The organism is Barnesiella sp. (assembly GCF_022723415.1).
In the GTDB taxonomy this organism is placed as follows: domain Bacteria; phylum Bacteroidota; class Bacteroidia; order Bacteroidales; family Barnesiellaceae; genus Barnesiella; species Barnesiella intestinihominis.
This window is the reverse complement of the sequence record NZ_JAIJHU010000002.1, coordinates 15895-40187: the sequence shown is the minus strand read 5'-3', so window position 1 is coordinate 40187 and position 24293 is coordinate 15895. Positions and strand designations below refer to the sequence as shown.

Annotated in this window: 30 protein-coding genes; 8 read left to right on the top strand and 22 right to left on the bottom strand. The window is 46.4% G+C overall.

Annotated features, from left to right (window positions below):
- The first annotated feature begins 18 nt into the window (after nucleotides 1-18).
- The 3 genes from QVD32_RS00730 (at nucleotide 19) to QVD32_RS00720 (ending at nucleotide 3380) form a co-directional block, all read left to right on the top strand.
- Nucleotides 19-444, top strand: a complete 426-nt coding sequence (locus tag QVD32_RS00730) for a phage protein Gp36 family protein (RefSeq protein ID WP_287709964.1) — start codon at nucleotides 19-21, stop codon at nucleotides 442-444.
- Between the two features lie 12 nt (nucleotides 445-456).
- Nucleotides 457-1836 (top strand): phage portal protein family protein, encoded by a 1380-nt coding sequence (locus tag QVD32_RS00725; RefSeq protein ID WP_287709963.1) that lies wholly within the window; start codon nucleotides 457-459, stop codon nucleotides 1834-1836.
- A gap of 110 nt (nucleotides 1837-1946) precedes the next feature.
- Nucleotides 1947-3380 (top strand): phage minor head protein, encoded by a 1434-nt coding sequence (locus tag QVD32_RS00720; RefSeq protein WP_287709962.1) that lies wholly within the window; start codon nucleotides 1947-1949, stop codon nucleotides 3378-3380.
- On the opposite strand, the gene QVD32_RS00715 is transcribed toward QVD32_RS00720, so the two are convergent.
- Nucleotides 3351-3590: a hypothetical protein gene (locus QVD32_RS00715; RefSeq protein ID WP_287709961.1), complete on the bottom strand. Its 240-nt coding sequence runs from the start codon at nucleotides 3588-3590 to the stop codon at nucleotides 3351-3353. The two genes, QVD32_RS00720 and QVD32_RS00715, sit on opposite strands and share 30 nt — an antisense overlap.
- A gap of 70 nt (nucleotides 3591-3660) precedes the next feature.
- On the opposite strand from QVD32_RS00715, the gene QVD32_RS00710 reads away from it, so the two are divergent.
- Nucleotides 3661-4278: a phage virion morphogenesis family protein gene (locus QVD32_RS00710; protein WP_287709960.1), complete on the top strand. Its 618-nt coding sequence runs from the start codon at nucleotides 3661-3663 to the stop codon at nucleotides 4276-4278.
- A 4-nt stretch (nucleotides 4279-4282) separates the two neighbouring features.
- Nucleotides 4283-4732, top strand: coding sequence for a hypothetical protein (locus QVD32_RS00705; RefSeq protein ID WP_195330977.1), 450 nt, complete (start codon nucleotides 4283-4285; stop codon nucleotides 4730-4732).
- On the opposite strand, the gene QVD32_RS00700 is transcribed toward QVD32_RS00705, so the two are convergent.
- From QVD32_RS00700 to QVD32_RS00640, 13 genes are all read right to left on the bottom strand, one after another.
- Nucleotides 4727-4996, bottom strand: a complete 270-nt coding sequence (locus tag QVD32_RS00700) for a transposase (RefSeq protein ID WP_287710014.1) — start codon at nucleotides 4994-4996, stop codon at nucleotides 4727-4729. The two genes, QVD32_RS00705 and QVD32_RS00700, sit on opposite strands and share 6 nt — an antisense overlap.
- Before the next feature lie 133 nt (nucleotides 4997-5129).
- A complete protein-coding gene (locus QVD32_RS00695; protein WP_287709959.1) occupies nucleotides 5130-5798 on the bottom strand; it encodes a DUF3164 family protein in 669 nt (222 codons plus the stop codon).
- A gap of 24 nt (nucleotides 5799-5822) precedes the next feature.
- Nucleotides 5823-6020, bottom strand: a complete 198-nt coding sequence (locus QVD32_RS00690) for a hypothetical protein (protein WP_287709958.1) — start codon at nucleotides 6018-6020, stop codon at nucleotides 5823-5825.
- Nucleotides 6017-6205, bottom strand: a complete 189-nt coding sequence (locus tag QVD32_RS00685; RefSeq protein ID WP_250793170.1) for a hypothetical protein — start codon at nucleotides 6203-6205, stop codon at nucleotides 6017-6019. Before QVD32_RS00685 ends, QVD32_RS00690 begins: the two co-directional genes overlap by 4 nt.
- A gap of 5 nt (nucleotides 6206-6210) precedes the next feature.
- Complete coding sequence (locus QVD32_RS00680; protein ID WP_195330967.1) at nucleotides 6211-6717, bottom strand: hypothetical protein; 507 nt, start codon at nucleotides 6715-6717, stop codon at nucleotides 6211-6213.
- 2 nt (nucleotides 6718-6719) lie between these two features.
- Nucleotides 6720-6956 carry a hypothetical protein gene (locus tag QVD32_RS00675; RefSeq protein WP_287709957.1) on the bottom strand — a complete coding sequence of 79 codons (237 nt, stop codon included), beginning with the start codon at nucleotides 6954-6956 and terminating at the stop codon, nucleotides 6720-6722.
- 3 nt (nucleotides 6957-6959) lie between these two features.
- Complete coding sequence (locus tag QVD32_RS00670) at nucleotides 6960-7268, bottom strand: DUF4406 domain-containing protein (RefSeq protein ID WP_195330965.1); 309 nt, start codon at nucleotides 7266-7268, stop codon at nucleotides 6960-6962.
- On the bottom strand, nucleotides 7225-7443 hold the full coding sequence (locus QVD32_RS00665) for a hypothetical protein (protein WP_287709956.1): 219 nt from the start codon (nucleotides 7441-7443) through the stop codon (nucleotides 7225-7227). The genes QVD32_RS00670 and QVD32_RS00665 overlap by 44 nt, the downstream gene beginning before the upstream one ends.
- Nucleotides 7444-7584: 141 nt before the next feature.
- Nucleotides 7585-8247 (bottom strand): P-loop NTPase family protein, encoded by a 663-nt coding sequence (locus QVD32_RS00660; RefSeq protein ID WP_287709955.1) that lies wholly within the window; start codon nucleotides 8245-8247, stop codon nucleotides 7585-7587.
- Nucleotides 8207-8473 (bottom strand): hypothetical protein, encoded by a 267-nt coding sequence (locus tag QVD32_RS00655; RefSeq protein WP_287709954.1) that lies wholly within the window; start codon nucleotides 8471-8473, stop codon nucleotides 8207-8209. Before QVD32_RS00655 ends, QVD32_RS00660 begins: the two co-directional genes overlap by 41 nt.
- Complete coding sequence (locus QVD32_RS00650) at nucleotides 8470-9351, bottom strand: AAA family ATPase (protein ID WP_195330963.1); 882 nt, start codon at nucleotides 9349-9351, stop codon at nucleotides 8470-8472. The genes QVD32_RS00655 and QVD32_RS00650 overlap by 4 nt, the downstream gene beginning before the upstream one ends.
- Before the next feature lie 33 nt (nucleotides 9352-9384).
- Nucleotides 9385-11490, bottom strand: coding sequence for a hypothetical protein (locus tag QVD32_RS00645; RefSeq protein WP_287709953.1), 2106 nt, complete (start codon nucleotides 11488-11490; stop codon nucleotides 9385-9387).
- An 11-nt stretch (nucleotides 11491-11501) separates the two neighbouring features.
- Nucleotides 11502-11879 carry a hypothetical protein gene (locus tag QVD32_RS00640; protein WP_195330960.1) on the bottom strand — a complete coding sequence of 126 codons (378 nt, stop codon included), beginning with the start codon at nucleotides 11877-11879 and terminating at the stop codon, nucleotides 11502-11504.
- 54 nt (nucleotides 11880-11933) lie between these two features.
- On the opposite strand from QVD32_RS00640, the gene QVD32_RS00635 reads away from it, so the two are divergent.
- Complete coding sequence (locus QVD32_RS00635) at nucleotides 11934-12455, top strand: hypothetical protein (protein ID WP_287709952.1); 522 nt, start codon at nucleotides 11934-11936, stop codon at nucleotides 12453-12455.
- Here QVD32_RS00635 and QVD32_RS00630 read toward each other — a convergent pair whose 3' ends face one another.
- Both QVD32_RS00630 and QVD32_RS00625 read right to left on the bottom strand, forming a co-directional pair.
- The gene (locus tag QVD32_RS00630; RefSeq protein WP_195330958.1) at nucleotides 12456-12752 is read right to left on the bottom strand and encodes a hypothetical protein; all 297 of its coding nucleotides are present in this window, start codon (nucleotides 12750-12752) and stop codon (nucleotides 12456-12458) included.
- 136 nt (nucleotides 12753-12888) lie between these two features.
- Entirely contained in the window at nucleotides 12889-13338 is a 450-nt protein-coding gene (locus QVD32_RS00625; protein WP_287709951.1) for a hypothetical protein, read from the bottom strand.
- 102 nt (nucleotides 13339-13440) lie between these two features.
- On the opposite strand from QVD32_RS00625, the gene QVD32_RS00620 reads away from it, so the two are divergent.
- On the top strand, nucleotides 13441-14169 hold the full coding sequence (locus tag QVD32_RS00620) for a S24 family peptidase (protein ID WP_287709950.1): 729 nt from the start codon (nucleotides 13441-13443) through the stop codon (nucleotides 14167-14169).
- Between the two features lie 21 nt (nucleotides 14170-14190).
- Complete coding sequence (locus QVD32_RS00615; protein WP_195330954.1) at nucleotides 14191-14718, top strand: hypothetical protein; 528 nt, start codon at nucleotides 14191-14193, stop codon at nucleotides 14716-14718.
- A 395-nt stretch (nucleotides 14719-15113) separates the two neighbouring features.
- On the opposite strand, the gene QVD32_RS00610 is transcribed toward QVD32_RS00615, so the two are convergent.
- The 6 genes from QVD32_RS00610 to QVD32_RS00585 form a co-directional block, all read right to left on the bottom strand.
- On the bottom strand, nucleotides 15114-15359 hold the full coding sequence (locus QVD32_RS00610) for a hypothetical protein (protein WP_195330952.1): 246 nt from the start codon (nucleotides 15357-15359) through the stop codon (nucleotides 15114-15116).
- A 356-nt stretch (nucleotides 15360-15715) separates the two neighbouring features.
- Entirely contained in the window at nucleotides 15716-15943 is a 228-nt protein-coding gene (locus QVD32_RS00605) for a hypothetical protein (protein ID WP_287709949.1), read from the bottom strand.
- Between the two features lie 14 nt (nucleotides 15944-15957).
- On the bottom strand, nucleotides 15958-17817 hold the full coding sequence (locus QVD32_RS00600; RefSeq protein ID WP_046413867.1) for an FAD-dependent oxidoreductase: 1860 nt from the start codon (nucleotides 17815-17817) through the stop codon (nucleotides 15958-15960).
- A 1-nt stretch (nucleotide 17818) separates the two neighbouring features.
- Nucleotides 17819-19459 (bottom strand): glycoside hydrolase 5 family protein, encoded by a 1641-nt coding sequence (locus QVD32_RS00595; protein ID WP_021892474.1) that lies wholly within the window; start codon nucleotides 19457-19459, stop codon nucleotides 17819-17821.
- 17 nt (nucleotides 19460-19476) lie between these two features.
- Nucleotides 19477-21690: a GH92 family glycosyl hydrolase gene (locus QVD32_RS00590; protein ID WP_021892473.1), complete on the bottom strand. Its 2214-nt coding sequence runs from the start codon at nucleotides 21688-21690 to the stop codon at nucleotides 19477-19479.
- 42 nt (nucleotides 21691-21732) lie between these two features.
- The gene (locus QVD32_RS00585) at nucleotides 21733-24288 is read right to left on the bottom strand and encodes a T9SS type A sorting domain-containing protein (protein ID WP_118687129.1); all 2556 of its coding nucleotides are present in this window, start codon (nucleotides 24286-24288) and stop codon (nucleotides 21733-21735) included.
- Between the last annotated feature and the right edge of the window lie 5 nt (nucleotides 24289-24293).

Genomic DNA, 24293 nt, shown 5'->3' with positions numbered 1-24293 from the left:
CCTTTAACCCCTATACCTATGAGTCAATTTGTCGAATTGAGGGACTATGACGCGAGTATCCACCGCGACATTCTGGATGCCCTCGTACGGGAGGACGAACCCGTCATCGAAATATGCGAGGACAGGGCTATCGCCGAAATGCGGTGCTACCTGTCGAAACGCTATGACTGCGACAGAATCTTCTCCGCCACCGGGGAGGAAAGGAACCAATTGGTATTGATGATGGTCATCGACATCGCGGTCTATCACATTTTTTGTATCCACAACCCCCAGAAACTCTCGCCCATGCGGAAGGACCGGTACGAACGGGCCGTAGAGTGGATGAAGGCGGTGGCGGCCGAGGAGATCTCCATCGAGGGGGCGCCGCTCCTGCCGGCGGAGGAACGGGCCGGAAACTCGAACTTCCGCATCGAGAGCAACCGAAAAAGGACAAACCACTGGTAATCACATAAGACTATGGCAAAGAAACAAAAACAGAATAACCGGGGCATCATCACCGTCGGAGGCAATCTGACGCTTCCCGGACAAAAGAGACCGAATGTCATCGTGCTCACGCAGCCCAAACGGTTCGGCATCGACATCGCCGACTATATGACGGCCGTCCGAGCCGCCGAGAACGTGGACTATTCAAGGCGTTACAAGCTATATGACCTGTATGCCGACATTCTCATGGACACGCACCTCACCTGCGTGATCGAGAAACGGAAGAACGCCGTGCTCTGCTCCGACATCGAGTTCCGCAGGGACGGCAAGCCGGACGACGCGGTGAACGAGCAGATTCGTTCCCCGTGGTTCAACCGGCTGGTCGGCGACATCATCGACGCCAAGTTCTGGGGCTTTTCCCTCTGCCAGTTCTACCGGGAGGGGGAATGGGTGGACTACGACCTTATCCCCCGCAAGCATGTGGATCCTGTAAGGCGGATTATCCTCCGTCACCAGACGGACATCGTCGGCCTGCCGTGGGAGAATTATTCCGACCTGTTGTTCATCGGCAGTCCCGACGACTTGGGGCTGCTGGCGAAGGCGGCGCCGTGGGTCATCTACAAACGGAACACCACCGGCGACTGGTCGCAGTTCTCCGAGCTCTTCGGTATGCCCATACAGGAGTATGTCTATAACTCCGATGACGAGCAGTCCCGCCAGCGGGCGATAGAGGACGCCGCGAATATCGGAAGCCTCGCACAGTTCTTCCACGACGAGGACACCAAACTCAATTTTATAGAAGCCGGCAACAAGACCGGTTCGGCCGATGTCTACGAACGGCTCTGCGAGCGGTGCAACAACGAGATTTCCAAACTCGTCCTCGGTAATACGCTGACGACCGAATCCTCGGAAAACGGCACGCAGGCTTTGGGTACTGTCCACAAAAAGGTGGAGGACAAAGTGGCCGAGGCTGACAAGCGGTATCTCCTCGATGTGCTCAATTACGACATGGCCGATATTTTCGCCCGCATGGGCATCGACACGGCCGGGGGGAACTTCTGTTTCCCGGAGAAGAAGGAGATAGACCCCACGGCGAAGGTCAATATCCTCACGCAGATCGCCCGGCAGTTCGACCTGCCGGTCTCCGACGACTACCTCTACGAGGAGTTCGGCATCGAGAAGCCGGCCGACTACGACCGATTGAAAAGAGAGCGGGAAGAGGTGCGGAAAAGGGAAGAGGCCGCCGTTAAGCGGCTTCAACAGCAGCAACGGCAAAAACCGGAGGAGGAAGAAATAGAGGAGCCTGCCCCGGACCCTAAGCCCGACTCCAAGCGCAAAAAATCCTTCCGCGACCGGCTGGCCCGTTTTTTCGGAAAAGCCCCGTCGGGCGGCGGGGCAGTTTTAGACTGGTAGTCGACCGCCTTTATGAGGCGAAGGAGGGTGAGGTCTCCTCGGGCTTCGAGTTCTCCGGCGAGGTGTTGCGCCGCGCCTTGCGGAACATATACGGCAAGAACTTCCACCCGATGACCGACATCGAGATAAACCTGTTCAACGAGATTTGCGACCGGATAAACGAGGCCGCCCGAAAAGGATTCGATGAATCCGAAGTAGTAGATCCGGACGACGACTTCCGCACGGCCATTCTGCGGAACAACGAGGTATTCGTGGCATTCAAGGTACACCGTATGCAGAACGACATGGCCAAATTATTGTTGGATTCGAACGGCAATCTAAAACCGTTCGAACAGTGGCGGAAGGAGGTGATGCCCATCGCCTCGCATCAGGTGGGGCAGTGGCTGCGTACCGAATACAATACGGCGGTCTTGCGGGCGCATCAGGCGGCCGACTGGCAGCAGTTCGAGCGGGAGAAGGACATCTTGCCCAATCTGCGGTGGATGCCTTCCACCTCGGTCAATCCCGGGAAGGACCACATGGTATTCTGGGGGACGGTTCGCCCCATCGATGACCCGTTCTGGAACGAGCACCGCCCGGGCGACCGCTGGAACTGCAAGTGCGACCTCTCCTCGACGGACGACCCGGTGACCGAAATCCCCGACTTCACGAAAAAGGACAACCCGCACCCCGGGCTGGACAACAATCCGGGGAAGGACGGCAAACTGTTTTCAGATTCGCACCCATATATAGAGAATGCGTATAAAGGGGCAAAGAAAGCAGTTGATAAGCTGACGGCTCGCATCGATAAAATGATTGCTGAAATGCCGGATAATCTTACAAAAGAAGAAAAGATTGCCATTGCCAGAAATAACCTTGAAATTGAAAAGGCCCTCAAAATTATAAAGAAGAAGCCGATGAGTGTGGAAAAAGCAGATAAGCAGAATGCCAACCCGAATCATGTAGATGAGTTCATTTTGGATTCCAAAGGGGCTTATCAGGACAAAAAAGGGCATAAATACAGAAAAAATAAAAAGTACAACCGAAAGAGGGATTATCCGTTCAGCATAAACTGCCAAACCTGTGCACCAGCTTATGCTTTACGATTAAGAGGATTTAATATTACGGCAAAAGGGAACACTCCGGGTTCCAAACTCGAATATTTAAGCAAAGGACGTGCCTTTGAAGTTTGGAAGAACACAGATGGAACACCAGCGAAACATGTTAGTATAAACGACTGGTTACGGTCTAAGGATTACTTGAAAATGACACCTCAAAGGTATATGGAATATTTTAACGAAGTCTGTAAGGATGAAGGAGTCTATGAATTATGTATAGGATGGAAAAGTGGCGGTGGACATGCAACTATTTTGCAACGGTTCAAAGATGGAGAACTGAGGTATATAGAACCACAAAGCGATAATTCAAAAGGCTCTGGAATGGAATGGAAAGATATCAAATATTTGTGTGAAATAGGAGCTCCAAACTCACACAATTGTAGAGGCATTATGAGAATAGATAACAAATTATTCAATCTAAATTTCCTTAGTATCTTTAATATATAAGTCAATGAAATCAAAAACAGAAGGCCCGGTTATTTCGACTGCCTCACCTCCCTTATATAAGTACAAAAATGGGAATCCTACAACGGTATCGTCCGGGAGACGAAGCAACCATGCTTTTTGGTTGTCGACATCACCTAGATATTCAAGGTGTCCACCGTACTGTTCCATTACACTACGAGCCTCGTTCTTTACTTGTTCAGGTATGTTCATAACATAATATATTAAAGATAATTTGATACCTCGTACAAAATTACGAATTATTCTTGAATTACTGTACCTTATGGATATAAAAGATTTTGCAAAATTGATAGAACAGAAACACAAGGAGCTGGATGAGATGATGCGCCGTAAGATGCCAGTTGTGGCTGGACGTATGGCCAAAGACCATTTTCAAAACAACTTCCGGTTAGGAGGCTTTGTGAACGGAGGACTGCACCCGTGGCCGAAGTCCAAGCGGCTCTCCTCCGGTAGAACCGATGCCGCCGGCAACTACGACACGCTACTTTCCGGTCGCAATCATCTATTCAAATCAATCAAATACATACCGTCTGACTACCGGGTAAAAATATCGAACGATGTGATCTACGCCCCCATTCACAACTGGGGTGGATCTGTCTCTGTAACTGTTACAGATCGTATGAGGCGTTTCGCATGGGCCAAGTACCGAGAAACCTCGGGCGAAACAAAGAAAAATACGGGGAAGAAAAGCCGGGGAAAGGCGACAAGCAAACGACCAACCAACCCACAGGCGCAGATGTGGAAAGGACTTGCCCTCACCAAGAAAAAGAAACTGAACATACACATTCCACAACGACAATTTCTTGGCGATAGTGAGGAGCTCAACGAAAAAATAGAAAAGAGAATCGAAAAAGAAATCAGAACTATATTAAACTTATAAAATCATGGAAGAAATTTTTATCACCATCATGGAGCAAATCGCCCGTGAAATGCCGGATCTGTCGCTCATCGACGAGGACTACGGCCAATTGGAAATGGGAGCCGACGAAGACCACTACCCGGTCACCTTCCCCTGCGTGCTGATCGGAAACACCGATTCGAACTGGCACGACCTCGGCTACGGGGCGCAGAACAGCGAGTCGTTCATTACCGTGCGCCTCGCCATCGACTGCTACCACGACACCAGTCACGCCTCGGGAACCTACGAGAAAGTACGCGAACGCCAGCAGACGGCGAACAAGCTGTACCAAACCTTACAATGCTTGCAGTGCTCGGAAAACGCATCGCCGCTCGTGCGGGAGAAAAGCCGGGAATATGCGCTGCCGGGATATATCAAGGTGTTCGAGACGACCTTTTCGTTTACGTTGCACGACGAGTCGGCGATGGAATCATAGTGTGGGAAACAGTTCGAGCTGTGAGGCTTTCAGCCGGGGAACTTTCACTTTGGGCAGGGGCTTGAAGTCCTTGTCGGTCCCCTCGCGGGACTTACGCCGGATAATAGTCATGATACGCTCCTCGGAGATAAAGAACTCACGCTCCGACAGAATGCGCAGCGCGTCATCGAACCGCAACCGTTGCACCTCGGTCCAGTAATAGTAACGGCGGCACAACGCCTCGTCCCTCAGCTTGATCAGTTCTTTGTCTCTCCCTTTGCCCATAATGCAAATATAATTGATTTTCACCCGTTTTGTATAAAAAAAGTGCCGATTTTTCACATTTCGGCACTTCCTGTTTAAGGAGTCAACGACTATTCTGCGAATCGCCATCGGCCCCGATTCATGACCTTATTCTTTACGATTCGGTCATTCCCAACGGTATGGGTCTCCACATGCTGTTCCTATCTTTCATCTCGGCGCGGATAAACTGCTTGCTCACCTCCGGCTGGTAGCTCTCCTCGATAATGCGCACACCCTCCATGAACCGTGCGTCACCGGTATCTTCGGCCACCTTGCGCAGCTGCACGATACGGCTGGCCTTTAACGTGCCTTTGGCGTCGCGGCTCAACAGCCGGAACACCATGTTCACCAATGCCTGCGTCTTTTCGTCGTTGGCCAGCGAGGCGATGTACTCCTTCACGATGGCGATTCCGTCCTCTACCGTGTCCCGGTAGCCGTCCGTCACATACACGCCCAGTGTGATGCGTTTGTCGCCCGCGCTGTTGGTGAAGGTATGACTGCGTTGGTCGTTGCGCATCTTCGTTTTAAACAGGTCGGACTTCATGGCAAGTATAGCCTTGAAATTGTCAAGCACCTTCTGTTTGCTCTCCTTGATCTCCTCGCTGATACCCAGCAACACGGGAATGGAGTTCTCGATCTCCTCGTCCACCATCTGCCTGTACATTTCCCGGTCGGCTTTGGCCTTCTCTTCGGCCGCTTTTCTCGCTTTTTCCCGTTGGAAGGCCTCGAACTCGGCCTTTTCCTCTTCCGTCATTAACACGGTTTGTTTGCTTCTCTCTTCCATAATTCTGATTGTTTTAATGGTTTGTTAATCACTGATAATCTTGTCGCTTTCTAAAAGGGTCTTGAACGCTTTGTCCCGCGCGGCCTTCGTCTCATACACTCCGTAAGTTTTCCACCCTCCGTTGTGCTTTGTGCTGACTTTGATTTTCGGCATCGGATAGTCGTCTTTGCGGATAATGGTGAAGCCGGCCGCTTTCACCTTGTTCTGGTCGTTCAGGGTCATGCATCGTCCTCCTCGTAATTCTGCATTTCAGGCTCTTGACAGACCAATGCCGCCTCGTACTGCTCGTATGTCCATTCGTTGATGTCGCTAAAAAACTCCTCCCGCTCTTCGGCCGACAGCCATGTCGCCGCTTCAAGGAGTTGGATTTTAATCCCGTCAAGGATTTTTCGTGCTTCTGTTTTCATTTCTATTAGTTTTTAGGGGCGTTGGGGTCTATGATTACATAGACGGCCCGGCCCGGTTGTTTCACTTCGTGTTCTTGTCTCTTTTCCGTTTCCTTCACTTTCAGCCCTCCCTTCCGCTCGATGGAGCGCAGCTTTACGGCCAGTTGTTCCAGTTCTTCGGTATCGAGCCGGCCGAAAGGCTTGCCGGCGATCCGGGGATTCAGGCAAAAATCGTTGACCCTTGCCCAGTCCGTGGTGTCGATGCCGATTTTCTGCATGAGTTTCAGACATACGCTTCGGCGGAACCGCAGCTCCTCGCGCAGTTTCTTTCGCCATTCGTCCTGCCCGGTCAGCTGTTCCAGAGCGGTGCAGCACTCGTTGTACTCCGCCCGGGTCATCTCGCGCAGGCTCTCGGTGCGATTCCGTGTATATTGCCTCACGATCGAGCGCTTAAATTCTTCCCGGTCGCCGTAATAGGGCACTTTGCCGAACAGGGCGTAAAACCGGGCGAAATTGGTTACTTCCTGTGCCATGTTCATTCCTCCAATCTATCGGCGATTGCATACATCGCCCAACTCACCATAATAACTTTCACATCGTATCTATCCCTTTCGTCGAGCAAGTCAACCTTGACAACCACCGGTTCCTTAACCATAGCATTCCACACCTCTTCCGCCGTTTCTTTTTCCTCCGGACTTTTCAGTGTCATGATCGACTCAAAGTCTTCCCGGTCAAACTCAAATACGACCTGCACCTTTTGTTTTTCTTCCATAATTCAAAGATTAAACTGGTTTTCGAACAACACTTCGATGCCGCACGAGCTGGCCACGTCGAGCTCGAGCTTGGCGCCCTTCGACAGCTCCCAGCCTCGAAGCATGTAGATATAATCACAACCGAGCAGCAGGGCGATGTCCGCCCGCATGTGCTCCCGCCAATGCGCCTCGTCGGGCAGCCCATTCTTGAACGGGTTCACGGGATTGTAGCCTTTCAAGGCAAGGAATCGTTCCGCATTTCCAAAAGCCGCCTTGCGCTCTTCCAAGTCATAATGGGCTATCGCCCCGCTGATGTACACTTTCTTGTTCATTTTTTTTTCTGTGGTTTTGTCGTTCGTAAAATTCATTCAATCGTTCTTCCAGTACCACCGTGTAGTTACACAGTTTGCAGCAGCGTCCCTCTTCTTTTACCGGATATGGGTTATACCCGTATCCGATGAACTTCCTGCCGCAAATGCAGCAGATGTTTTCTTGCGTCTTTTCCATGATCATACTATTTCAAATTGCACTACAAAATCATATTCTCTCCGCAGACGGCGAACCTGTGCGATGTTGTCCGGCTCGCTGCCGTAGGGCAGGTAAACACAGCGTTCTCTCGTGTTGACTTTCACTCCCTTCTTCCGGAGCCTATACAGCAGGTTCTTCCGGCGCATACTCTTTTTGTCCATCTCCCATCCATGTTTTGGCGGCGCCTTCCTCCCATATTGTGTAGGGCTCGCCCGGTTGTTCCATGAAACGGCTCTTGCACCATGCTTTGAAGCCGCTCACCATGATTTTGACATCGGCATCGTATTCCACCTTTCGGGCCGTCCTGCCGGCTGGGTGCATTCCCTCGGCATGGCTGATGAAAACGAACAGCTTTTTGGGATGCCGCTCCTTTAATTCTTTGTAAGCGGGGTAGCTCAACCCGCTATATTGGAAACTGTCTATGATCACCACTCTGGGACTGCCCCTTCGTTTCAACCGTTCCTCCAGTTGATCGATCGGTTCCCGGTCGAGAATCAGCAGCCGCTTGCGTACCTCTTCCATTCGATGGCGTTTCAATGACATTTGCAAAGAGAGCCCCGTGCTCTCCTCCAAACTGTCGTATATCACCTTGTCGAACGCGCAGAGGTATTTGGCCAGTTGCATGACAAAAGAGCTCTTGCCGTTCCCGCTCGACCCCCAGATGATCCACACCCCGCTCTTGGCAGGTCGGCCGATAGAGACGAACCACTGCCCGGTGAACTCGTAACAGGGTATCTTCATGTTAAGCACCTCTTTGGGGCTGTACGCTCGTTTCAGTTTCATGGCTTGGCTCTATTGATATGACCCTATATTGTAGAAAATTGAATATAATATACGGATAAAAGGATATGGGGGGCAATTGTCCGACACGGATTTTCCGAAAAGGAATATATGCGTCTTTCCATATTTCATTCTGGAATGGACCGGCTTCTTCGACAATACCGTCTTCGTTTACCTTGAACCACAAGATGTTCTGACCTTTATCCTCTAATGTTATTTTCGTCATCATATCTGCACCCTCCTCAATTTCTCGATTTCGGTATATACCCGGCGAAGCCCGCCGCCGGTAAGGTTTACGATCCGGGCGATGTCCGAGCCCTCCGGGGCGTTCATCTTCGCCACGATGGCGGCCTGCGCCCGCAGGAATTTCTCGCGCTCTTTGGCATCGTCGGGGGTCACCTTGCTGTATGTATCGCCATACCGGCTCAACATCTCGGTGTAACCCACCTTCTTGCCCTCGATGGCCCGGTTTATCTTCTCTTTCAACCCGTCGGCTCCCATCATGTACCATGCGCAGCAGCGTTCGGTGGCGTTCCACAGGGCTTTCAATTCCAAAAAAGCCTCGTACTGCAAGTCTCCGGCCTCGTCCAGTACGATAAGCGGGGTGTCTATCGTGCGCAGGTAAGCCACCAGATCCTCGTAGACGTCGCCGTAACGTCCGTAACTGCTCACGCCGAACTCTTTGGCGATATACCGTATCAGTTTGAGTTTCGTTTTCACTTGCGAACAGTCCACATACACGGCGTTTTTGTGGTTTTTGACGTACACCTTCGCCGAGAAGGTCTTCCCAATGTTGGGCATGTCGCACAGAATGGCGCTCAGTCCGCTCTCCTGACACATCTCCAACTGCTTGCTGATAAACGCATAGGTAGGGGTCTTGGCCGCCGTCCACGGCATTTCGGCCCGCAGTTGCACACCCAGCCTCCGGGCGATACCCACCCAGTTGGCATCGCTCACTTGTTTTTCATAATTTCCTCTTTTGATGGAGTTGTACACGCTCGGAGAAATACCCAGAGCCGTCGCATGGCGGTTGTCGCTGGGATAGTTCCCCCGGTCGGCTGCTATCGCCTCCGCAATCCGTTGTTTCAATTCGTTCGTTATTTCCATATTGAATGCTGTTTGAATGTTTTTTTAATATCGTTAGAGTTTGGACATGGCATCTCTTTCAAAAGACGACACATTGAGATATGCCGAATAGTCTTCCGTATCGTCGGCGGGCTGCGTCTCCACCGCCTCGGCTTTTACGGTGGATACCGTTTTCGAGGCCTCTTTGCTCAGGATTCCCAACGGCTTGATTTTGCCCTCCTTGATCATCTTGTCGAACTTGGCTACATATTTTGCCTGTTCGGTATAAGCCTCGCGGTCGGCCGCTGTCTGCTCGACGGTATTCTCGTTATAACGCGGTGCGGGCTTGCAGGCGGCGAGATACCGTCCGTTCTGGTAGATATACACCTCGTCGATGTTTCCGTCGCTGTCGGGCAAATAATAGGCTTCAACCTTGTAGTTACGGGGTTCGAGCCGGGCGATGACTTCCGGGTCGGGAAGGCGGAAATCCTTGTATTGTACCTTGAAATAGCTGTTGTTCCGTATGGTCGTGTTCGTGTGGAAGCCGATATACCGGTAAAGCACGGCCTTGTCCCACGGGCGGAGGTTCGGGTTCTGCATTTTGCAGAATACGTCCCAGCGGGTCATGCCGGGGTATCGCTTCTGATTCGGGTGTAGCTGGTTGTTATACTCGTCGATGGAGCGAATGTCGTCGGCCACCAGCTCGTCGTAGGTATAGCTCTTCACCTTATAGGTGTCGTTGTACTCGTCATATACTTTCTCTTCCTTCGGACGGTTCGCTTCCAGACGGGCCCACCAGCGGCCTATGCCCGCCTGCGAGCGTTTCTCCACGCCGTATTTCTTCTGGCGGTTGAAATGCTCCGCCCGCTTTTCCCGCGAGTTGCCGGGGTTACACCAACGGATCAGCGGGAACACCGTGCCGGCCTGCATCAGGCCGTCGGCGAAGTCCTTCACCAAGTGGTGCTCCACTTCCAGCTCCGCCGGTATGTACATGCCGTTGCGGTCAAGGGTCCGGAACATGTTGCGCATGCAGTCGAGGAACAGTTCGGCGGTTTTCAGCCGGTTGTAAGCGTAGCCCACCACGGCGCCGCTCACCACATCGTAGGCGTAGTAAGCCTTTACCCGGTTGCCGTCCTTCATCGGACGAGGGAGGTCACGGTCGTCGAGGGAGATCTTGCTGAGCGAATAGGCTCCCGTGTAGCGTAAATGGTACGGACGGTAGGCGTTGTTGAAGTCCCATTGGCTCATGTGATGTTTCGCCCTCAACGCCTTGTTCTTGGGATTGGTCAGATAGTTCGCCACCGTCTTGGGACTTAACACGATCGGGTTGCCGTTTTTGTCTGTAAAATCGGCAGGATCGAGTATCTCGCCCGTTTCCGGGTCAAATAATTCGCATTCTCCTTCCAGAAACAGGTTGTATTGTTCCCATACCGTCGTGTTATAGGGCTGTTCCGGTTGGGCGTCTATCGCCAGCAGCACCCGCTCGATGCCGTAAGTCACCTTGCGACGGTTCTGGTTCATGAACTTTCCGCTGATTAAGCTCTCATATCCCTGAGCCTTGAAATCCCACACGCGCCTCTTGAAGCGGTTGGCGCTGATCGGCAACGTATGCCCGAATTCGATTTGATAGTAACTGATCGCCCCCGCCATCTCGCCCCAGTTCACCGGGCCGCCCTTCATGGCTTTGCGCATCAATACCGTGTCGGCCATCAGCGCCAGTACACTCTCTATCACCGAGGCGTTCACCGTGTACTCCTGTATGCGTTCCGGAGGGAGCGTATTACCGTTGTCGAAACGGAATCGGGAATAGAACTCTCGTGCTTTTGCGTCGATGTGGAAGTGGCTGCCGAACCAGTTCCTGAGAATATCGTCTTTCATGTCCCCGTATTTTAGCTTTATCTTCTCCTGAAACCGAATGGGAAGGGTGGCCACTTCTACCAGAGCATAACCTCCCAACCCCCTTCCTGAACGTACCACATGGATTTGTCCCCGGGCTGCCAGCTGCTTATAATTGGCCTCTGACATGATGGGTGCAAGTTCTTCCTCGGAAAGCATCGACGGATGTACATCTTTCAACGCACGACTTCTGCTGTAGTCGCCCTTCCCATCGATGATGACGGGGCGGTCGTCGTATGTCAGATCGTGGTACGATATGCACAATATCTTTCCGTAGTATTCCATATCGCCTCCTCTTACAACACGGCTGCCATCTGTTCCACCTCGCTCTGCAACTGCATGAGGCTGCAAACGTCCAAATTCTCGTAATTCTCTTTCAGTCGGTCGTCCACGAACACGGATACATTCCCGGTCTCACTATACGCCACTATCTTTACACGTGACCCGAATCTCTGGGTCATCGTTTTTTCTCCCTCTTCGTAGGAAGTCTCGCACTTCGGTGCATAGCCGTCTGTCAACTTACCGCCGCGTTGCAGGGCGAGATGGCGTATCCGCCGGGCTTGGTCGCTGTTGCGCTGGAAGGTCAATGCCTGCCATACCGCTTGGCGCGAACACTGGAAGGTCTTTATCAAGAAGGCCTTAGTTTCGTTGTCTGTCAATATCTGCTTTCTCATTTGTCTGTTTATTTGGTGATTGTTATATTTGCGATTGTTTACAATAACTACATCATGAAACCGTCCGGAAAAACTCCCAAGAAATGGAGATTGAACTATGTGATTACATACTTGGATGCCGAAAAGGCAAATCGGTATCGCCAGTTTGTCCTTGACACCCTAATCAGTGCCGCGACATTGCGTAGAATTGACTACGCGATAGACATCGAAGCCCCATTGTTCGACGAAATTCACGATAAATTGCATACGCCTTTTCAAGGATTTGTCGCCGACCTTGTTCGGTTTCGTTCTTCTTCGAACTCTTTATCCTCGATAAAGGAGTTCCGAGCGATAGTCGACGGCCTGTTTCAAGACTATGACATCTTTTTTCGGGGTGATCCGTTCGAGGCTCAGAGTCAGCTCCAAAAATTCCTGAAAGAGGATCCTTTCCCGGAACAGTTCTGTCGCCCGCTGGCCTATCCGTATACGGAGTTCCATAACGGGAAAGAATCAACTCTTTGTATAACTGAGGAAGCTCTTCAAAAGATAATAGACGATAAAGAGGGTTCCCCGAAAAATTCTCAATGGCTTTCATAATCAAAGGCTGTCAATGGCTTTGGTTCGCATTCCTTCTTCGTTCAGAATCTCGTAAAGCCGGGTTCCCTTTTTCAGTTCCTCGCACAACACTTGTAATGCCTCCTCGCACACGCACGACAGGTTCTCGACGACGCGGCAGGTGTCCGAGTCGTTTCGCTCGTCCTCTGTCAGGATGCTCTTGATAAGCTCCAGCGTTTGGTCGGCGACATTCTGCATGTGTGTCACGTTGCCGATCAGCGTGCGCAGCTTCTGTTTGATCCGCGCCTCCATTTTTGTTGGATTCATTGTTGCTTTCATAACTTTAAGTTTTAATGGTTGGATTTTGTGGGGCATGGGGAATCGAACCCCAACGCAAAAACCATTGCCCCGTGTGTCTTTCCACACCGTCCGCCCGTCTCTTGACGCCTTCCGGGCTGTCACGCTCGATTTTTTATTATCCGGCGACATTCTCGTCTTTACCGATAAAGTCAAGGAACATGATAAACTTGCCGCGTAAATCCCGGATCAATTCCAGTTCTAAAATATGGGCAAGCTGGGTAGTGGCGCCGGTAGTATTTAATCGCAATTTTTCGCCAAGCAGGGTATTGGTAATGTTATTCACTTTATTTACCAAATATGACCGGATATCTTCAAGGCTTCCGGAGCTTACCACGGCTTTCAACTTGCGGTATTCGGAAAGTTCAAGCTGTACTTTATACATATCTTCCGCATGATCCATAAAAAATGACTCATAATCCTCATTCATGATTCGCGTATAGTTGTCGGCCTCTTCCAATAGGCCATCGATACGGCATTTCACCCGTTCGGCTACAAAATCCCGCTTTTTCATCATCGTTTCTTGATTTTCCATCATCTCACTTGTTAATAATAGGTTTCGGTTCATATTCTTTAATCTCTGACACTCGTTAATTTCAAGCCAATTTTGTATATTTGGCCGCTGTTTACTACTTAAACACTCTGCAAATATAAACAAGATTTCTCGTCTATGCAAGAAAACAAACAAGAAAAGTCGGCTATAAAGCAAAATATCTTGCTTTATTTATCGAATAAAGGGGTAACGTCCTATGAATTTTATAAAATATCAGGGGTTACAAGAGGTATTTTACAGCAAAGCAATGGTATTAGCGAAGATAATATTGCGAAATTTCTTGCCTATGCTCCTGATGTCAATATAGAGTGGCTGCTTACGGGAAAAGGGGATATGCTCAAGCATGCCTCAACCAATGTGGACTCTACTATTGTAACTCCGCTCGACAATACAGACCAGCCCAAAGCCATGCCTTTGGCGAACGTGTTGGGAAATATAAAAGTAAAACCAATTCCTTTGGTTACTGAAACAGCAGCGGCTGGCTTTGGTAACGGTCTCCTCTCTATTGAAGAAAAAGATGTAAAAGAATACTACGTTATACCCAAGTTTCGCTACTGCAATGTGGATTTCATGATCGAAGTATCCGGTCTTTCCATGTACCCGCATTTTAACCCCGGGGACGTGATAGCCTGCACTATACTTAAAGACCGAAAATTTTTACAATGGAATAAATGTCACGTCATTGCTACACGTGAGCAAGGTATTCTCGTGAAACGGCTTATGCCGAGTACAAAAGATGGTTATATTACAGTAGTGTCCGATAACAAGGAATATCCAGCTTTCGATGTACCGTTCGATGAGATAACAGGTCTCGCCCTTGTGGTTGGATCTGTCGGCCTTGAATAATAAGCCCCCTTAACAATTTGTATGGAGTTTACAAAAGATTTTATTATTAAAATTTTAATTCGTCTCTTTGAAGAAAAGAATTCTCGCAAGGCAACAGCGGAAGAAATATCGACAATACAACAGACGACCGAAGAGAGCTTTGGATCATCTGACGATACAACATCTTTTCACGGTGATGAAATTTGCCAATTACTCCAAGAAGAAGAAATTGACGAAGCAGCACATGCCATAAGAATAGTTATAGTCTGTTACGTCGAATCAATAAATGAAAGGTCTTTTTATAAAATAAAGCAAAACATTGCCTTAATTAAGGAATTTCACCCGAAAGTCTTAAAGTATAGCCAAACAGAGTTATTCTCTAAAATCGTAAAATACGCAAGAGAAGATATGTTTACCGGAGACTTGTGTATATTGGGAGACCAAACTCAATATTTAAATCTATTTGAGGAGTATACAAAGGATCCCAAAGCACTGTCATTGTCTCGTATAAAAGATAATAAACCTGAATTGGTTGCATACTTAGGCGGTCCGCAAGCATTTGACCTTTAATTTCCCATACTTTGTGTAGTCATCACACACTACCATAGTATCACATATAAGCCGCACGCACACTTTTTTCAATGTAATGCAAGTAAATATTTAATTTAATATATTGTAAATCAATAAAATATTTAGTTTAAGACTAAAAAAATAAATATCGATTTCCTCCTCGAAAATGGCAAAAAATTGGACTTATTTGCATTTTAGCACCTTTTTATATTTGTGGGTACACGTTAATAATAGTTGTTTTGTAACCCCTAATATAACCCCTAACTTCATAAATTTGTAACTCCTAACAGTAACCCCTAATGTAACCCCAAATCAAAACGGATACAAAAAAAGAGGGCATTCAGCCCTCTCTATCAGCATTTATGGAATAACGTCCGAAAGTTATTATAACGGCGTTATTTTTCGTCTTGATCGATAGTCTTCCTACTGCCTGAGATAAGCGTAGATTGCTTAATTATAGCTCTTTTTGTACATATCGTGCCATTCCCGGACAGCCCGGCATGGAGCAGGTAATTCTTCGTCGCTCCCACTTGTTCAGCCGTCAAAACTGTATATACCGCCGATATACTGCTGAAATACCAGTCCTTTTGTTTCGTTCCGCCTATATTATGCAATAAATGCACATGTATTACCTTTGCCATATCGTAACTTTTATACCTCCAAATATACTAAATAATTATTATTTGGAATAAAATAGATAATATAATTTTAGATAAATCAAAAAAAAACGGCAGCGAAACCGCCAAACCACCTTCCCCCGATCAGTGCACCCCATGACTCTGATGGAGCGGACACAGCCATAAAAAACACACTTATAAGCCCATTTGAGCAATATTCACGACCCGATGTAAAGATATGGCCCCCAAAAAGCCTTTTTCCCCTCGTTTTTGTAAAGCCTATGTAAAGCCCATGCAAAGAAAAAAACCGCTTCGAATTTCCGACCTATTTTTCACTCAACCCCGTAACCCCCTATAAACAAACGCTTTTCGCCTCATTTTCACCAACTCTCAAAAAACCGCTTCGAATTACGCCCCATAAATACGGCCACGCATCTAGCTTCACCGGTCGATATAAAAGTCTTCAAAACATTTACACCGATGGAATCGCAACCCACTAACCCGATATTGTAAATCGCCATAGGAGAAATATCATCTATACCTTGCGCCCGAAGCGAAACATTACCCGTTAAAAGCAAAAGCAAACAACAGAAACTTTTATACCCCATAATACCGTAAAAATTTATCTGATCAAATCATAAACGGCTTGAAGAATATCTCGACGAGATTTCCCTTCAAATTTTTCTATCGTTATACCTGACATCGTACTCCAAGACTTAGCCGTATCCCTATCCATAGGTCTGTCCAAATCGGCAACCCAATCGGTTATATACCCTCGAAGTCCCATATATTGAACCATCTCGAAATCTGGACTATCGACGGTTATATCCTTAAAATACATTAAGGTAGTTTTTTCTTTTAGCAACTCCGCTTGAATATCCTCTATATCGAGCTCTTTCACCGATTTATTCTGCTCAATCGCAAGAGCGGCAGCTATACCCGCAGCCTGTCCCAATGCCATCCAACAAGGCTCCATACGCAAAGTAGAAAAGCCTACATGAGTAGCAGAAGCAGGTACTGGAATCAACAAATTATTGACTTTTTTTGGCAGAATCACGCCAAAAGGAACCGTATAGACCGACGCTTGATAGTTAAAGAATCCGTCCAAAGCAATCTTACCTTTCTCCCGTTTATGAACAGCATGTGAATCAAGAGCATAATGACTAGCAGTAATGCTATTGCTATACAAAGGGGGACGTTTCCCTTTCGCCACGGGATAAGCATCATTCGCTGTAAAAAAATGTTCTCCATGTAAACGACGCCCCTCTCTCACATAAACTTGTCTCGGGAAATTGCCATTATCGATATACTCGTCTTTTGCCAGTCCCCATTCTCTAACATTATCTCGAAAAGCTTTCGGAAGTGCTTCATCATTTTGGGCAAACCACAATAATCCTAACGTATACTCTTTCAATCTTTGAGCAAATCTATCTCGCCATTGCCAATTTTCTTCGGGCCATTGCCAATTTTCTTCGGGTAAATCTGTCGAGATTAGAGCTAAATGCTGGTTATTTGCATCCGTTTTTCCGTTAGGTAAATCAACCATATTCGTAATTTTCGCTATTCCCCAAGGATCGCCCGGTATTTGTGTAGTTCCTCCATTTTCGATATGTCTTCGGTTAGCTACCTGCATCTCAGGAGTAACACTCAACATCTCTACTCCGGCAAATGTACCTGTATAAACGTCCTCTACCAAAGAAAGGTATTCCTTACGATTATATCTCTTCGGCTTCTCTGGCAAAATACGATTAGATGGATCATTCGTCAAACAAAGGCGATAATTATATGCCTGAATATTTCCATCGCCTTCATTAGTCGTTCCTTCTAATTCAGGGCCCAACCACAATTTATAAAGACGCCCTGCTCCTATTTCATTATATTCGTCCTTACCTTCGCGACCTATCGAATACGGAACTCCTGCCGCTGCTCCTAAATCACCTTCATAAGTCGCATCTATAAACACTTTACCACTATACTGTTCCCATTTCTTGGTATCCCTGTTGTATATTCTGACACATTGAATCTCAGCACCGTCCATCACAACATTCTTCGTTTCGGAATCGAATTGGCGCATGGTCAAAACAGTAATATTCTTTCTCTCTGGTTCAAGCATCTTTTCAAAAACTAAAGCCGCTACATGAGGCTCAAAATGATACCCATCGCTACAAACCTTCACCTGTTCGGAGTCTTTCCCGTATTTTTCTATATAATAATCCAGTACATAATTAACAAACTCTCGGAACAAACCGGTAGTAGCTCCCCGCGTCGCAATATCGGTAGCCCCCAATCCATTAGCGGGAAGCCCTCCAATATGTGCCGAACGTTCTAAAACCACCACTTTTTTCCCTTCTCTCGATGCTGCGATAGCAGACATAATTCCCCCCGGAGTTCCACCTACCACGACCACATCGTAATAATTGTTTTGGGCAAACAAGATAATCGGAAAGAATATAAACAAAATTTTCAACAGTACCTTTTTCATTTCAATATTGCTCTTTGGGTTCATACAAGTTTTTCAAATCGTCCATATCGAATCCACTCACAGTCAAAACAGACATGGATAACGGTAAATGTGCCATACCATCAATGATGGGTATCTCTATGGTACGACCAAATATATCAACCCCAGTCAATGACTTCGTATACTTTACCGGGATAAGTTCCTCTTTTTCATCAGCCTCTCTCCAAATACTCAGTACAGGGGCTCCGCTCTCTTTTTCATTCTCGTAAATAAAACCATAAGTTTTACGATCTTTTGCTAAGTACTTTCCTATCGGTTTCAAATATCGATAGTTATTAACCATATTGGCGAATGCTACCGCTGCCGGCTTAACAGTCAACATAGTATTATATCGAAGTATACCGAATCCCGACTCTGGATGATGAACGCCGAAAGGCTCTTCCACCAATTCATACCAAAACATTTTTCCTGCCCCAAAATAAAGCTGTACCAAATAATTACGTACCAAATACTGAGCCTGTTGATATTCCGTTACAGGTGGGAAATGACGACGTATACTATCGGGAAGATAAGTTGTCCACCCGGTTTCGGTTACCCAAATCTCGGTCGGGATATTCCGTTTTTTAAGCATCTCTTTCTGTATTTTATAAAAGCCATCATAGAATGGAGATGTTTCGGGATATTTCCTCCACAATATATATGGGTGTATCGCTGTAAAATCGATATGATTGGCGACATCTTCCCGATTGTCGTCGAAATATTCGATCCACTCTTCCTCTCCGGGCCAAATCAATTTTATATCTCCGTTTACCGCTTTAATAGAATCATGCATCTGTTTCACCAGATCGGTAAAAGGGACACCCCAACCCTGCGGACGCCATTTCTGTCCTTGCGGATGGGGCCATCGTTTATTCCACCCTGCAAAATTACTAGGCTCGTTTTGCGACTCATAAACAAGAATACGATTCTCATTCATCTCGACATATTTTTTGATATTCGTCACATCTTCGTCCCAACGCCAGATACCATTTTCATCTCGCCAGCCATGATTGGCATCCACATAGTCTAAAATAGGCAACCAACAAATATTGTGTCGGTCTAAATAATCGATAAAAGGATCGGGCGTATTTCTCGCAGTACCGATAAAATCTTTCCATCTCGCAACATCTCTGACCCAAGCAATGCCCAATGCTTGCTGAATCTCGGCCACCCGCCAGTCTCCATAACGAGCATAATGAGCTCCTACTCCAAACGGAGAATCGTAATCTTTCTTCGTAAGGGTCACATCGGGTATCACGCCAAAACCTTCCTGTTTCGAGAATATGACTTTATCTCCGTGTAAAAAACTTACGCTCAAATAATAATAGCCCAATTCCGAGAACTGGAACGGAACGTAATAATACCGTTCGAAAGGACTCGACAGCGTGTACGTTTTCTTATAACCAATCGGTTTTTTATCGATATCCACTATCTCGACCACAACCTCATAGGTAATATCGTTATTTGCTTTTATAACCTTACAAACTGCATTCCCAGACTCGTTTTTATGATAAACAGCACCTAACTTATTAAATGTAATATCTATAACATTCTCCTGAGATTTCCCGAAAACTACTGTCACAGCTAAAAAAAACATCGTGACAAATCCAATTATTCTTCTCATACGGCAACATTATTATATTACTTCAACACTCTTTTCACCGGTTCATCGGTCATTGTAAATACCAAATGACCTCCACTCATTATATCCTCATGCTTGATCGTCAACCCTCTCACCGGCTTTCCATTCAATTCGACCGATTTGACATATTTATTCTTTCTGGAAAGATTCTTCGCCTCTACGACAAATGCTCTGTCTTCCGTCAACTGAATGGATATTTTATCCATTTGTGGAGCACCTAAAACATACTCTCCACTAATCGGATCTACCGGATAAAATCCCATCGAAGAAAAAATATACCATGCAGACATCTGTCCACAATCGTCGTTTCCACACAAACCACCGGGTTTCGGTTTATAGAATCGTTCGAATATCTCTGGTATCAACTCTTGGGTTTTCCACGGTTGATCCACGTAATTATACAAATAAACGACATGATGACTCGGCTCATTCCCATGTGCATACTGCCCGATAAATCCACTGACGTCCGAGACAAAGCCTGTATTCTCGGCTATCGTATCCAACATAAACAACGAGTCCAATTTCATAGCAAAAGATTCCTTTCCACCCATTAAATCAATTAAACCCGCCACATCGTGTTGCACATGCCAAGTATATTGCCATGCGTTACCTTCGGTATAATCCCCACCGCAGCTGGCTGCATGAGACAACAAAAACGGATTAAACGGAAAACGCCATTTTCCTTTCGAGTCCTTTCCTCTCATCAACTTCGTGCCGGGATCAAATAACGATTTATATGCACTGGCCCGTTTCATAAAAAACTCATAATCCTTATCCTTACCCATTGCTTTTGCCATTTGCGCAGCACAATAATCATCGTAGGCGGATTCTAATGTCCGGGATACCGATTCTACCGTAGTTATATCAAATGGATAATAACCATATTTATCATAAGTTTCCCAATCCGATTTTTTATGACTCACCGTCAACGAAGCCTTAATCGCATTATAGGCATCTTCTGGACTAAATCCTTTAACCCCTTTTAAATAGGCATCGACAACGACAGGAACCGCATGATTGGCTATCATGCAATATGTCTCTTTATCCCATAACGTCCAAACCGGCAAATGCCCTTGTACCTTCTGATAATCCAACAAACTATTTATCATTCCGGGTACTCGTTTGGGGATCAAAATCGTATAAAGAGGGTGTGCAGCCCGATAGGTATCCCACAAAGAAAACGTCGAATAATATGTGCCTGATTTAGAAACGAACACACTGTCATTAACACCTCTATACTTTCCATCTATATCGGCAATATCGTTAGGCTGAATATACAGATGATATAACGATGTATAAAAATTTGTTTTTTGCTCTTTCGTTCCTGACACAGAAACTTTCGACAACAATTCCCTCCATAAATCCTGACTCTCTTTTTTAACCGCTTCGAAATCCCAATCGGGACTCTCAGTTAACAAAGCACTTTGAGCCCCCTCGATACCAACTGTTGAAAGAGCGACTTTTATCTGTACCGATTCTCCCGGTTCTAAATCAAACTCTAAAATCATTCGTTTGGCTTTCTCCCCTTCACGAGCTGGCAATACCTCCTTCACGGTATAGGGCTTATCGAACTTTACCACATAAAAGAAATGGCGTCGTACCCAATTTTTAACTTCTTGATGTCCGGTTATAGTCCAATTATCAGGCATATTCATGTCGGCATACAAAACATGTGTTTTCAAATGGTCCTGATTATACACGACTCCACTTTGCATATCCAACAACATTCGTGCGGGCGCATCAGAATTATAAGTACATACATAATAAGCGGTACGCTGTGTCGCTGTCACCTCGACATCTATATCCGAATCGGTCAATTTCACCTTATAATATGCGGGTGATGCCGTTTGAGTCGCTTTATCATATGCACTTTTATATATGCCATTTTTCACATCTCCGCTAAAAGGGAATATCAATACATCTCCCAAATCGGGACAACCGGTTCCATTCAAATGATTTTGGGCAAATCCCATGATAGAATCGTCTGCAATATTAAATCCCGAACAGTATTTCCACTCATCGTTCCCTGTTTCTGGACTTGCTTGTATAAACCCAAATGGCACACATGCTCCGGGAAAAGTATGTCCATTATCGGCATTTCCTATAAACGGATTAACAAAGGAAAGCACGTCTTCATTTCCATCAGATGAAGAAATATTATTACATGCAGTAACCAACAAAACTCCTGATAATATCCACAATAAATTTCTCATAATATAAGATATCTAAAAAATTAGCAATTCAACCCGACAAGATTAAGACTTTATCACTTTCTGCTTTTTTATACAGTTGCCCGACTCATCGAGAACACTCAGTATATAAGCACCCGCAGGCAAGTTATCCATATCAACAGTGTAAACTTTGTCATATACTCTGCCCGTATAGACACAATTGCCCATCATATCGAACAAGGAAACTTTTCCTATTTCCGTATCGGAATAAATCGTTAAATTCCTAATTACAGGATTCGGGAATGCACGAATCTGGAAATCATCGTTTTTCATATCCTCCACAGAAGATTCTGGATGTTCCCCTATTTCAATAACATAAGGATGATTAGAGATATCCAACTCTATTGAATTCACATTGTTCAATACCATTTCGGGAGCAGTCCCCTTAGTCGGATTATAAACCCATACCTCGTCATAAGTTTGATCAAAACCGACAGTTATCCGATCGCTACCACCTTCATACTTCTCTCCCCAGATGACCAATTCAAAGGTCCCGTTATTCTTTTGGAGCAATAAATCATGAACAGTTATCGTGCGGCCTGTAATAGAATAAGTTAATTCACCCGGTTCGTCAATATCTTTATCATCTTTTAGAATAGTCGTTAAATTATGAAGATAATGAGCCGATTGTCTCGGATTATAAAACTTATCGTAAAAACCGAAACTTTGGTTTCCCGATTCATCTCGTCGGTCGGTCAGCAAATACATGGCCGTGTAATCAAATCCCTGAGCGAATTGTGCAAGATAAAGCGACATATATAATAATCCCTGCATCTCTTCCGTCACAGCATCGCTTATCGTAGACCCAGTTTCAGTCGTGACACGAGGTAACGCCTCTAACTCCTCATCGGTCAAATACCCTTTGTATTTATTTAACCACGTCACACCGAAATGCCGATACAGCACATCGCAACCCGGTGGCACATTCGTACTCGGCTCAGCGGCTCTCCATGTCTGATTATTTTGTGGAAACTTGAAACTCGGATGATTAAAATAGTTGTGTAAATTAGCGACATCGGCAAAAGTTACTCCTCTGAATTCCTCGGGAACTGCCATATCGTCCTCTGGAACTTTGAGATACTGTAACCCGACATTTTCTCCCGAAGCTCCACCATACGTAAGGCTCCAAACCGGATAATTATACCCGTCTTTCCCCAACACGGGATCGGCTTTCACATCTTCATACAACTTCTTCTGCATACGAGCCACCGGCTTCCAATTATTTTTTCCTTCTTTATTCCCTCCGCCGACTTCTCCTTCAAAAATTACATACCAATTTCTATTATTAGGCTCGTTGTTCCCTTCGATCGCAATAATTGCGTCCGGAGAAGTCGCATCGATAATTCGCTTGACATTATTTATTAAATTGGGAATATTCCGTTCCTGTCCCCCGGCTCCCAGTCCTGCACTGAACCGAATACCGGCATTATCATACAATTGTTTATACGAAGCTATCGACGTGCCGGCTCCCGGTAACGAAGTCTCCGGCAGATTAGTAAGCGAGCTCACACTGCCCCCCACACTCGTACGAATCCACCGAGCACCCAAATATCGCATAATCTCCTCGGTGGTATTCACATTTTCACCCCTACTGTTTATCGATGTATTCATGCCAATGGAATTGAGAAACCGATTGGCCGGCACAGCTTTGAACGTTCCACTTATATCTTCAACCACCTCGTAAGGACACGGTGACAAACTATTAAAATCAATCAGGCTGGTCGACCGCCCCAACTGTACCGTGGCTTCTTCGTCCAATATACCAGCCATTTCATAATATTTGATTTTACAAAATCCGATAACATTGTCATCAGAGGGCTCTTCTGGTATCGCACCGTTATCTAAAATAGAAACATTACCCCCTAAATGTTTTAAAGAACCAAAACCGTTCAATCGCTGCAAAGACCGATTATTCGTCAGCACCAAATCTCCTCCGATATAAGTCAAAGGCATGTTCTCTGTATTATCCCCATTGGTGAAATAATAAAGACGACTACACCCATCGACCACAAAATCACCTTCTACTTTTTCCAAATAAGGGAATATCTTTTGTGGTTTATTCATTGCAGTGGTTATATTGGTCAACTTCAAATCGCCCTGTACCTCACGTATCTTCGAAAAAGATTTATCAAGATGTGCCGTAGCCGCACCCGTCATGACTTGGGGACAATTTTCTATAATAAAATCGCCATGAATAACCGAGAACTTATCTTCATCGGCAAATGCATCCATATCGCTCAATACAGGGCAATCCCTAAACACAAAACCGGCTTCACTACAATCGATCACATCTATCAACCCTGTTGTAGTAGTCAATTGAGAAAGACCTTCCATCGTCAACGTTCCCGTAATTTTCTTTACTCTATCGGTCAATTTCAAAATCTCTGACTCTGGAATCATCTCGCTTCCCTCCGGTTCAATCAAAGTCAAATTCTCAACAGTCTCTTCCACCGAACCGGCCGTAAACTCCTTTAACTCCGAAAGCCCATTCAACGTGTAACTGTTTTGGGCGGCAACAAATCCGCACATTACATACGGAATAACCAACACCCTAAAAATACTACTACATATCTTTTTCATCGTAT

Bases quoted from the DNA above. Each gene is read 5' to 3' on its own strand.
- QVD32_RS00730 (WP_287709964.1), top strand. From the start codon at position 19: ATGAGTCAATTTGTCGAATTGAGGGACTATGACGCGAGTATCCACCGC.
- QVD32_RS00725 (WP_287709963.1), top strand. From the start codon at position 457: ATGGCAAAGAAACAAAAACAGAATAACCGGGGCATCATCACCGTCGGA.
- QVD32_RS00720 (WP_287709962.1), top strand. From the start codon at position 1,947: ATGACCGACATCGAGATAAACCTGTTCAACGAGATTTGCGACCGGATA.
- QVD32_RS00715 (WP_287709961.1), bottom strand. From the start codon at position 3,590: ATGAACATACCTGAACAAGTAAAGAACGAGGCTCGTAGTGTAATGGAA.
- QVD32_RS00710 (WP_287709960.1), top strand. From the start codon at position 3,661: ATGGATATAAAAGATTTTGCAAAATTGATAGAACAGAAACACAAGGAG.
- QVD32_RS00705 (WP_195330977.1), top strand. From the start codon at position 4,283: ATGGAAGAAATTTTTATCACCATCATGGAGCAAATCGCCCGTGAAATG.
- QVD32_RS00700 (WP_287710014.1), bottom strand. From the start codon at position 4,996: ATGGGCAAAGGGAGAGACAAAGAACTGATCAAGCTGAGGGACGAGGCG.
- QVD32_RS00695 (WP_287709959.1), bottom strand. From the start codon at position 5,798: ATGGAAGAGAGAAGCAAACAAACCGTGTTAATGACGGAAGAGGAAAAG.
- QVD32_RS00690 (WP_287709958.1), bottom strand. From the start codon at position 6,020: ATGACCCTGAACGACCAGAACAAGGTGAAAGCGGCCGGCTTCACCATT.
- QVD32_RS00685 (WP_250793170.1), bottom strand. From the start codon at position 6,205: ATGAAAACAGAAGCACGAAAAATCCTTGACGGGATTAAAATCCAACTC.
- QVD32_RS00680 (WP_195330967.1), bottom strand. From the start codon at position 6,717: ATGGCACAGGAAGTAACCAATTTCGCCCGGTTTTACGCCCTGTTCGGC.
- QVD32_RS00675 (WP_287709957.1), bottom strand. From the start codon at position 6,956: ATGGAAGAAAAACAAAAGGTGCAGGTCGTATTTGAGTTTGACCGGGAA.
- QVD32_RS00670 (WP_195330965.1), bottom strand. From the start codon at position 7,268: ATGAACAAGAAAGTGTACATCAGCGGGGCGATAGCCCATTATGACTTG.
- QVD32_RS00665 (WP_287709956.1), bottom strand. From the start codon at position 7,443: ATGGAAAAGACGCAAGAAAACATCTGCTGCATTTGCGGCAGGAAGTTC.
- QVD32_RS00660 (WP_287709955.1), bottom strand. From the start codon at position 8,247: ATGAAACTGAAACGAGCGTACAGCCCCAAAGAGGTGCTTAACATGAAG.
- QVD32_RS00655 (WP_287709954.1), bottom strand. From the start codon at position 8,473: ATGATGACGAAAATAACATTAGAGGATAAAGGTCAGAACATCTTGTGG.
- QVD32_RS00650 (WP_195330963.1), bottom strand. From the start codon at position 9,351: ATGGAAATAACGAACGAATTGAAACAACGGATTGCGGAGGCGATAGCA.
- QVD32_RS00645 (WP_287709953.1), bottom strand. From the start codon at position 11,490: ATGGAATACTACGGAAAGATATTGTGCATATCGTACCACGATCTGACA.
- QVD32_RS00640 (WP_195330960.1), bottom strand. From the start codon at position 11,879: ATGAGAAAGCAGATATTGACAGACAACGAAACTAAGGCCTTCTTGATA.
- QVD32_RS00635 (WP_287709952.1), top strand. From the start codon at position 11,934: ATGAAACCGTCCGGAAAAACTCCCAAGAAATGGAGATTGAACTATGTG.
- QVD32_RS00630 (WP_195330958.1), bottom strand. From the start codon at position 12,752: ATGAAAGCAACAATGAATCCAACAAAAATGGAGGCGCGGATCAAACAG.
- QVD32_RS00625 (WP_287709951.1), bottom strand. From the start codon at position 13,338: ATGAACCGAAACCTATTATTAACAAGTGAGATGATGGAAAATCAAGAA.
- QVD32_RS00620 (WP_287709950.1), top strand. From the start codon at position 13,441: ATGCAAGAAAACAAACAAGAAAAGTCGGCTATAAAGCAAAATATCTTG.
- QVD32_RS00615 (WP_195330954.1), top strand. From the start codon at position 14,191: ATGGAGTTTACAAAAGATTTTATTATTAAAATTTTAATTCGTCTCTTT.
- QVD32_RS00610 (WP_195330952.1), bottom strand. From the start codon at position 15,359: ATGGCAAAGGTAATACATGTGCATTTATTGCATAATATAGGCGGAACG.
- QVD32_RS00605 (WP_287709949.1), bottom strand. From the start codon at position 15,943: ATGGGGTATAAAAGTTTCTGTTGTTTGCTTTTGCTTTTAACGGGTAAT.
- QVD32_RS00600 (WP_046413867.1), bottom strand. From the start codon at position 17,817: ATGAAAAAGGTACTGTTGAAAATTTTGTTTATATTCTTTCCGATTATC.
- QVD32_RS00595 (WP_021892474.1), bottom strand. From the start codon at position 19,459: ATGAGAAGAATAATTGGATTTGTCACGATGTTTTTTTTAGCTGTGACA.
- QVD32_RS00590 (WP_021892473.1), bottom strand. From the start codon at position 21,690: ATGAGAAATTTATTGTGGATATTATCAGGAGTTTTGTTGGTTACTGCA.
- QVD32_RS00585 (WP_118687129.1), bottom strand. From the start codon at position 24,288: ATGAAAAAGATATGTAGTAGTATTTTTAGGGTGTTGGTTATTCCGTAT.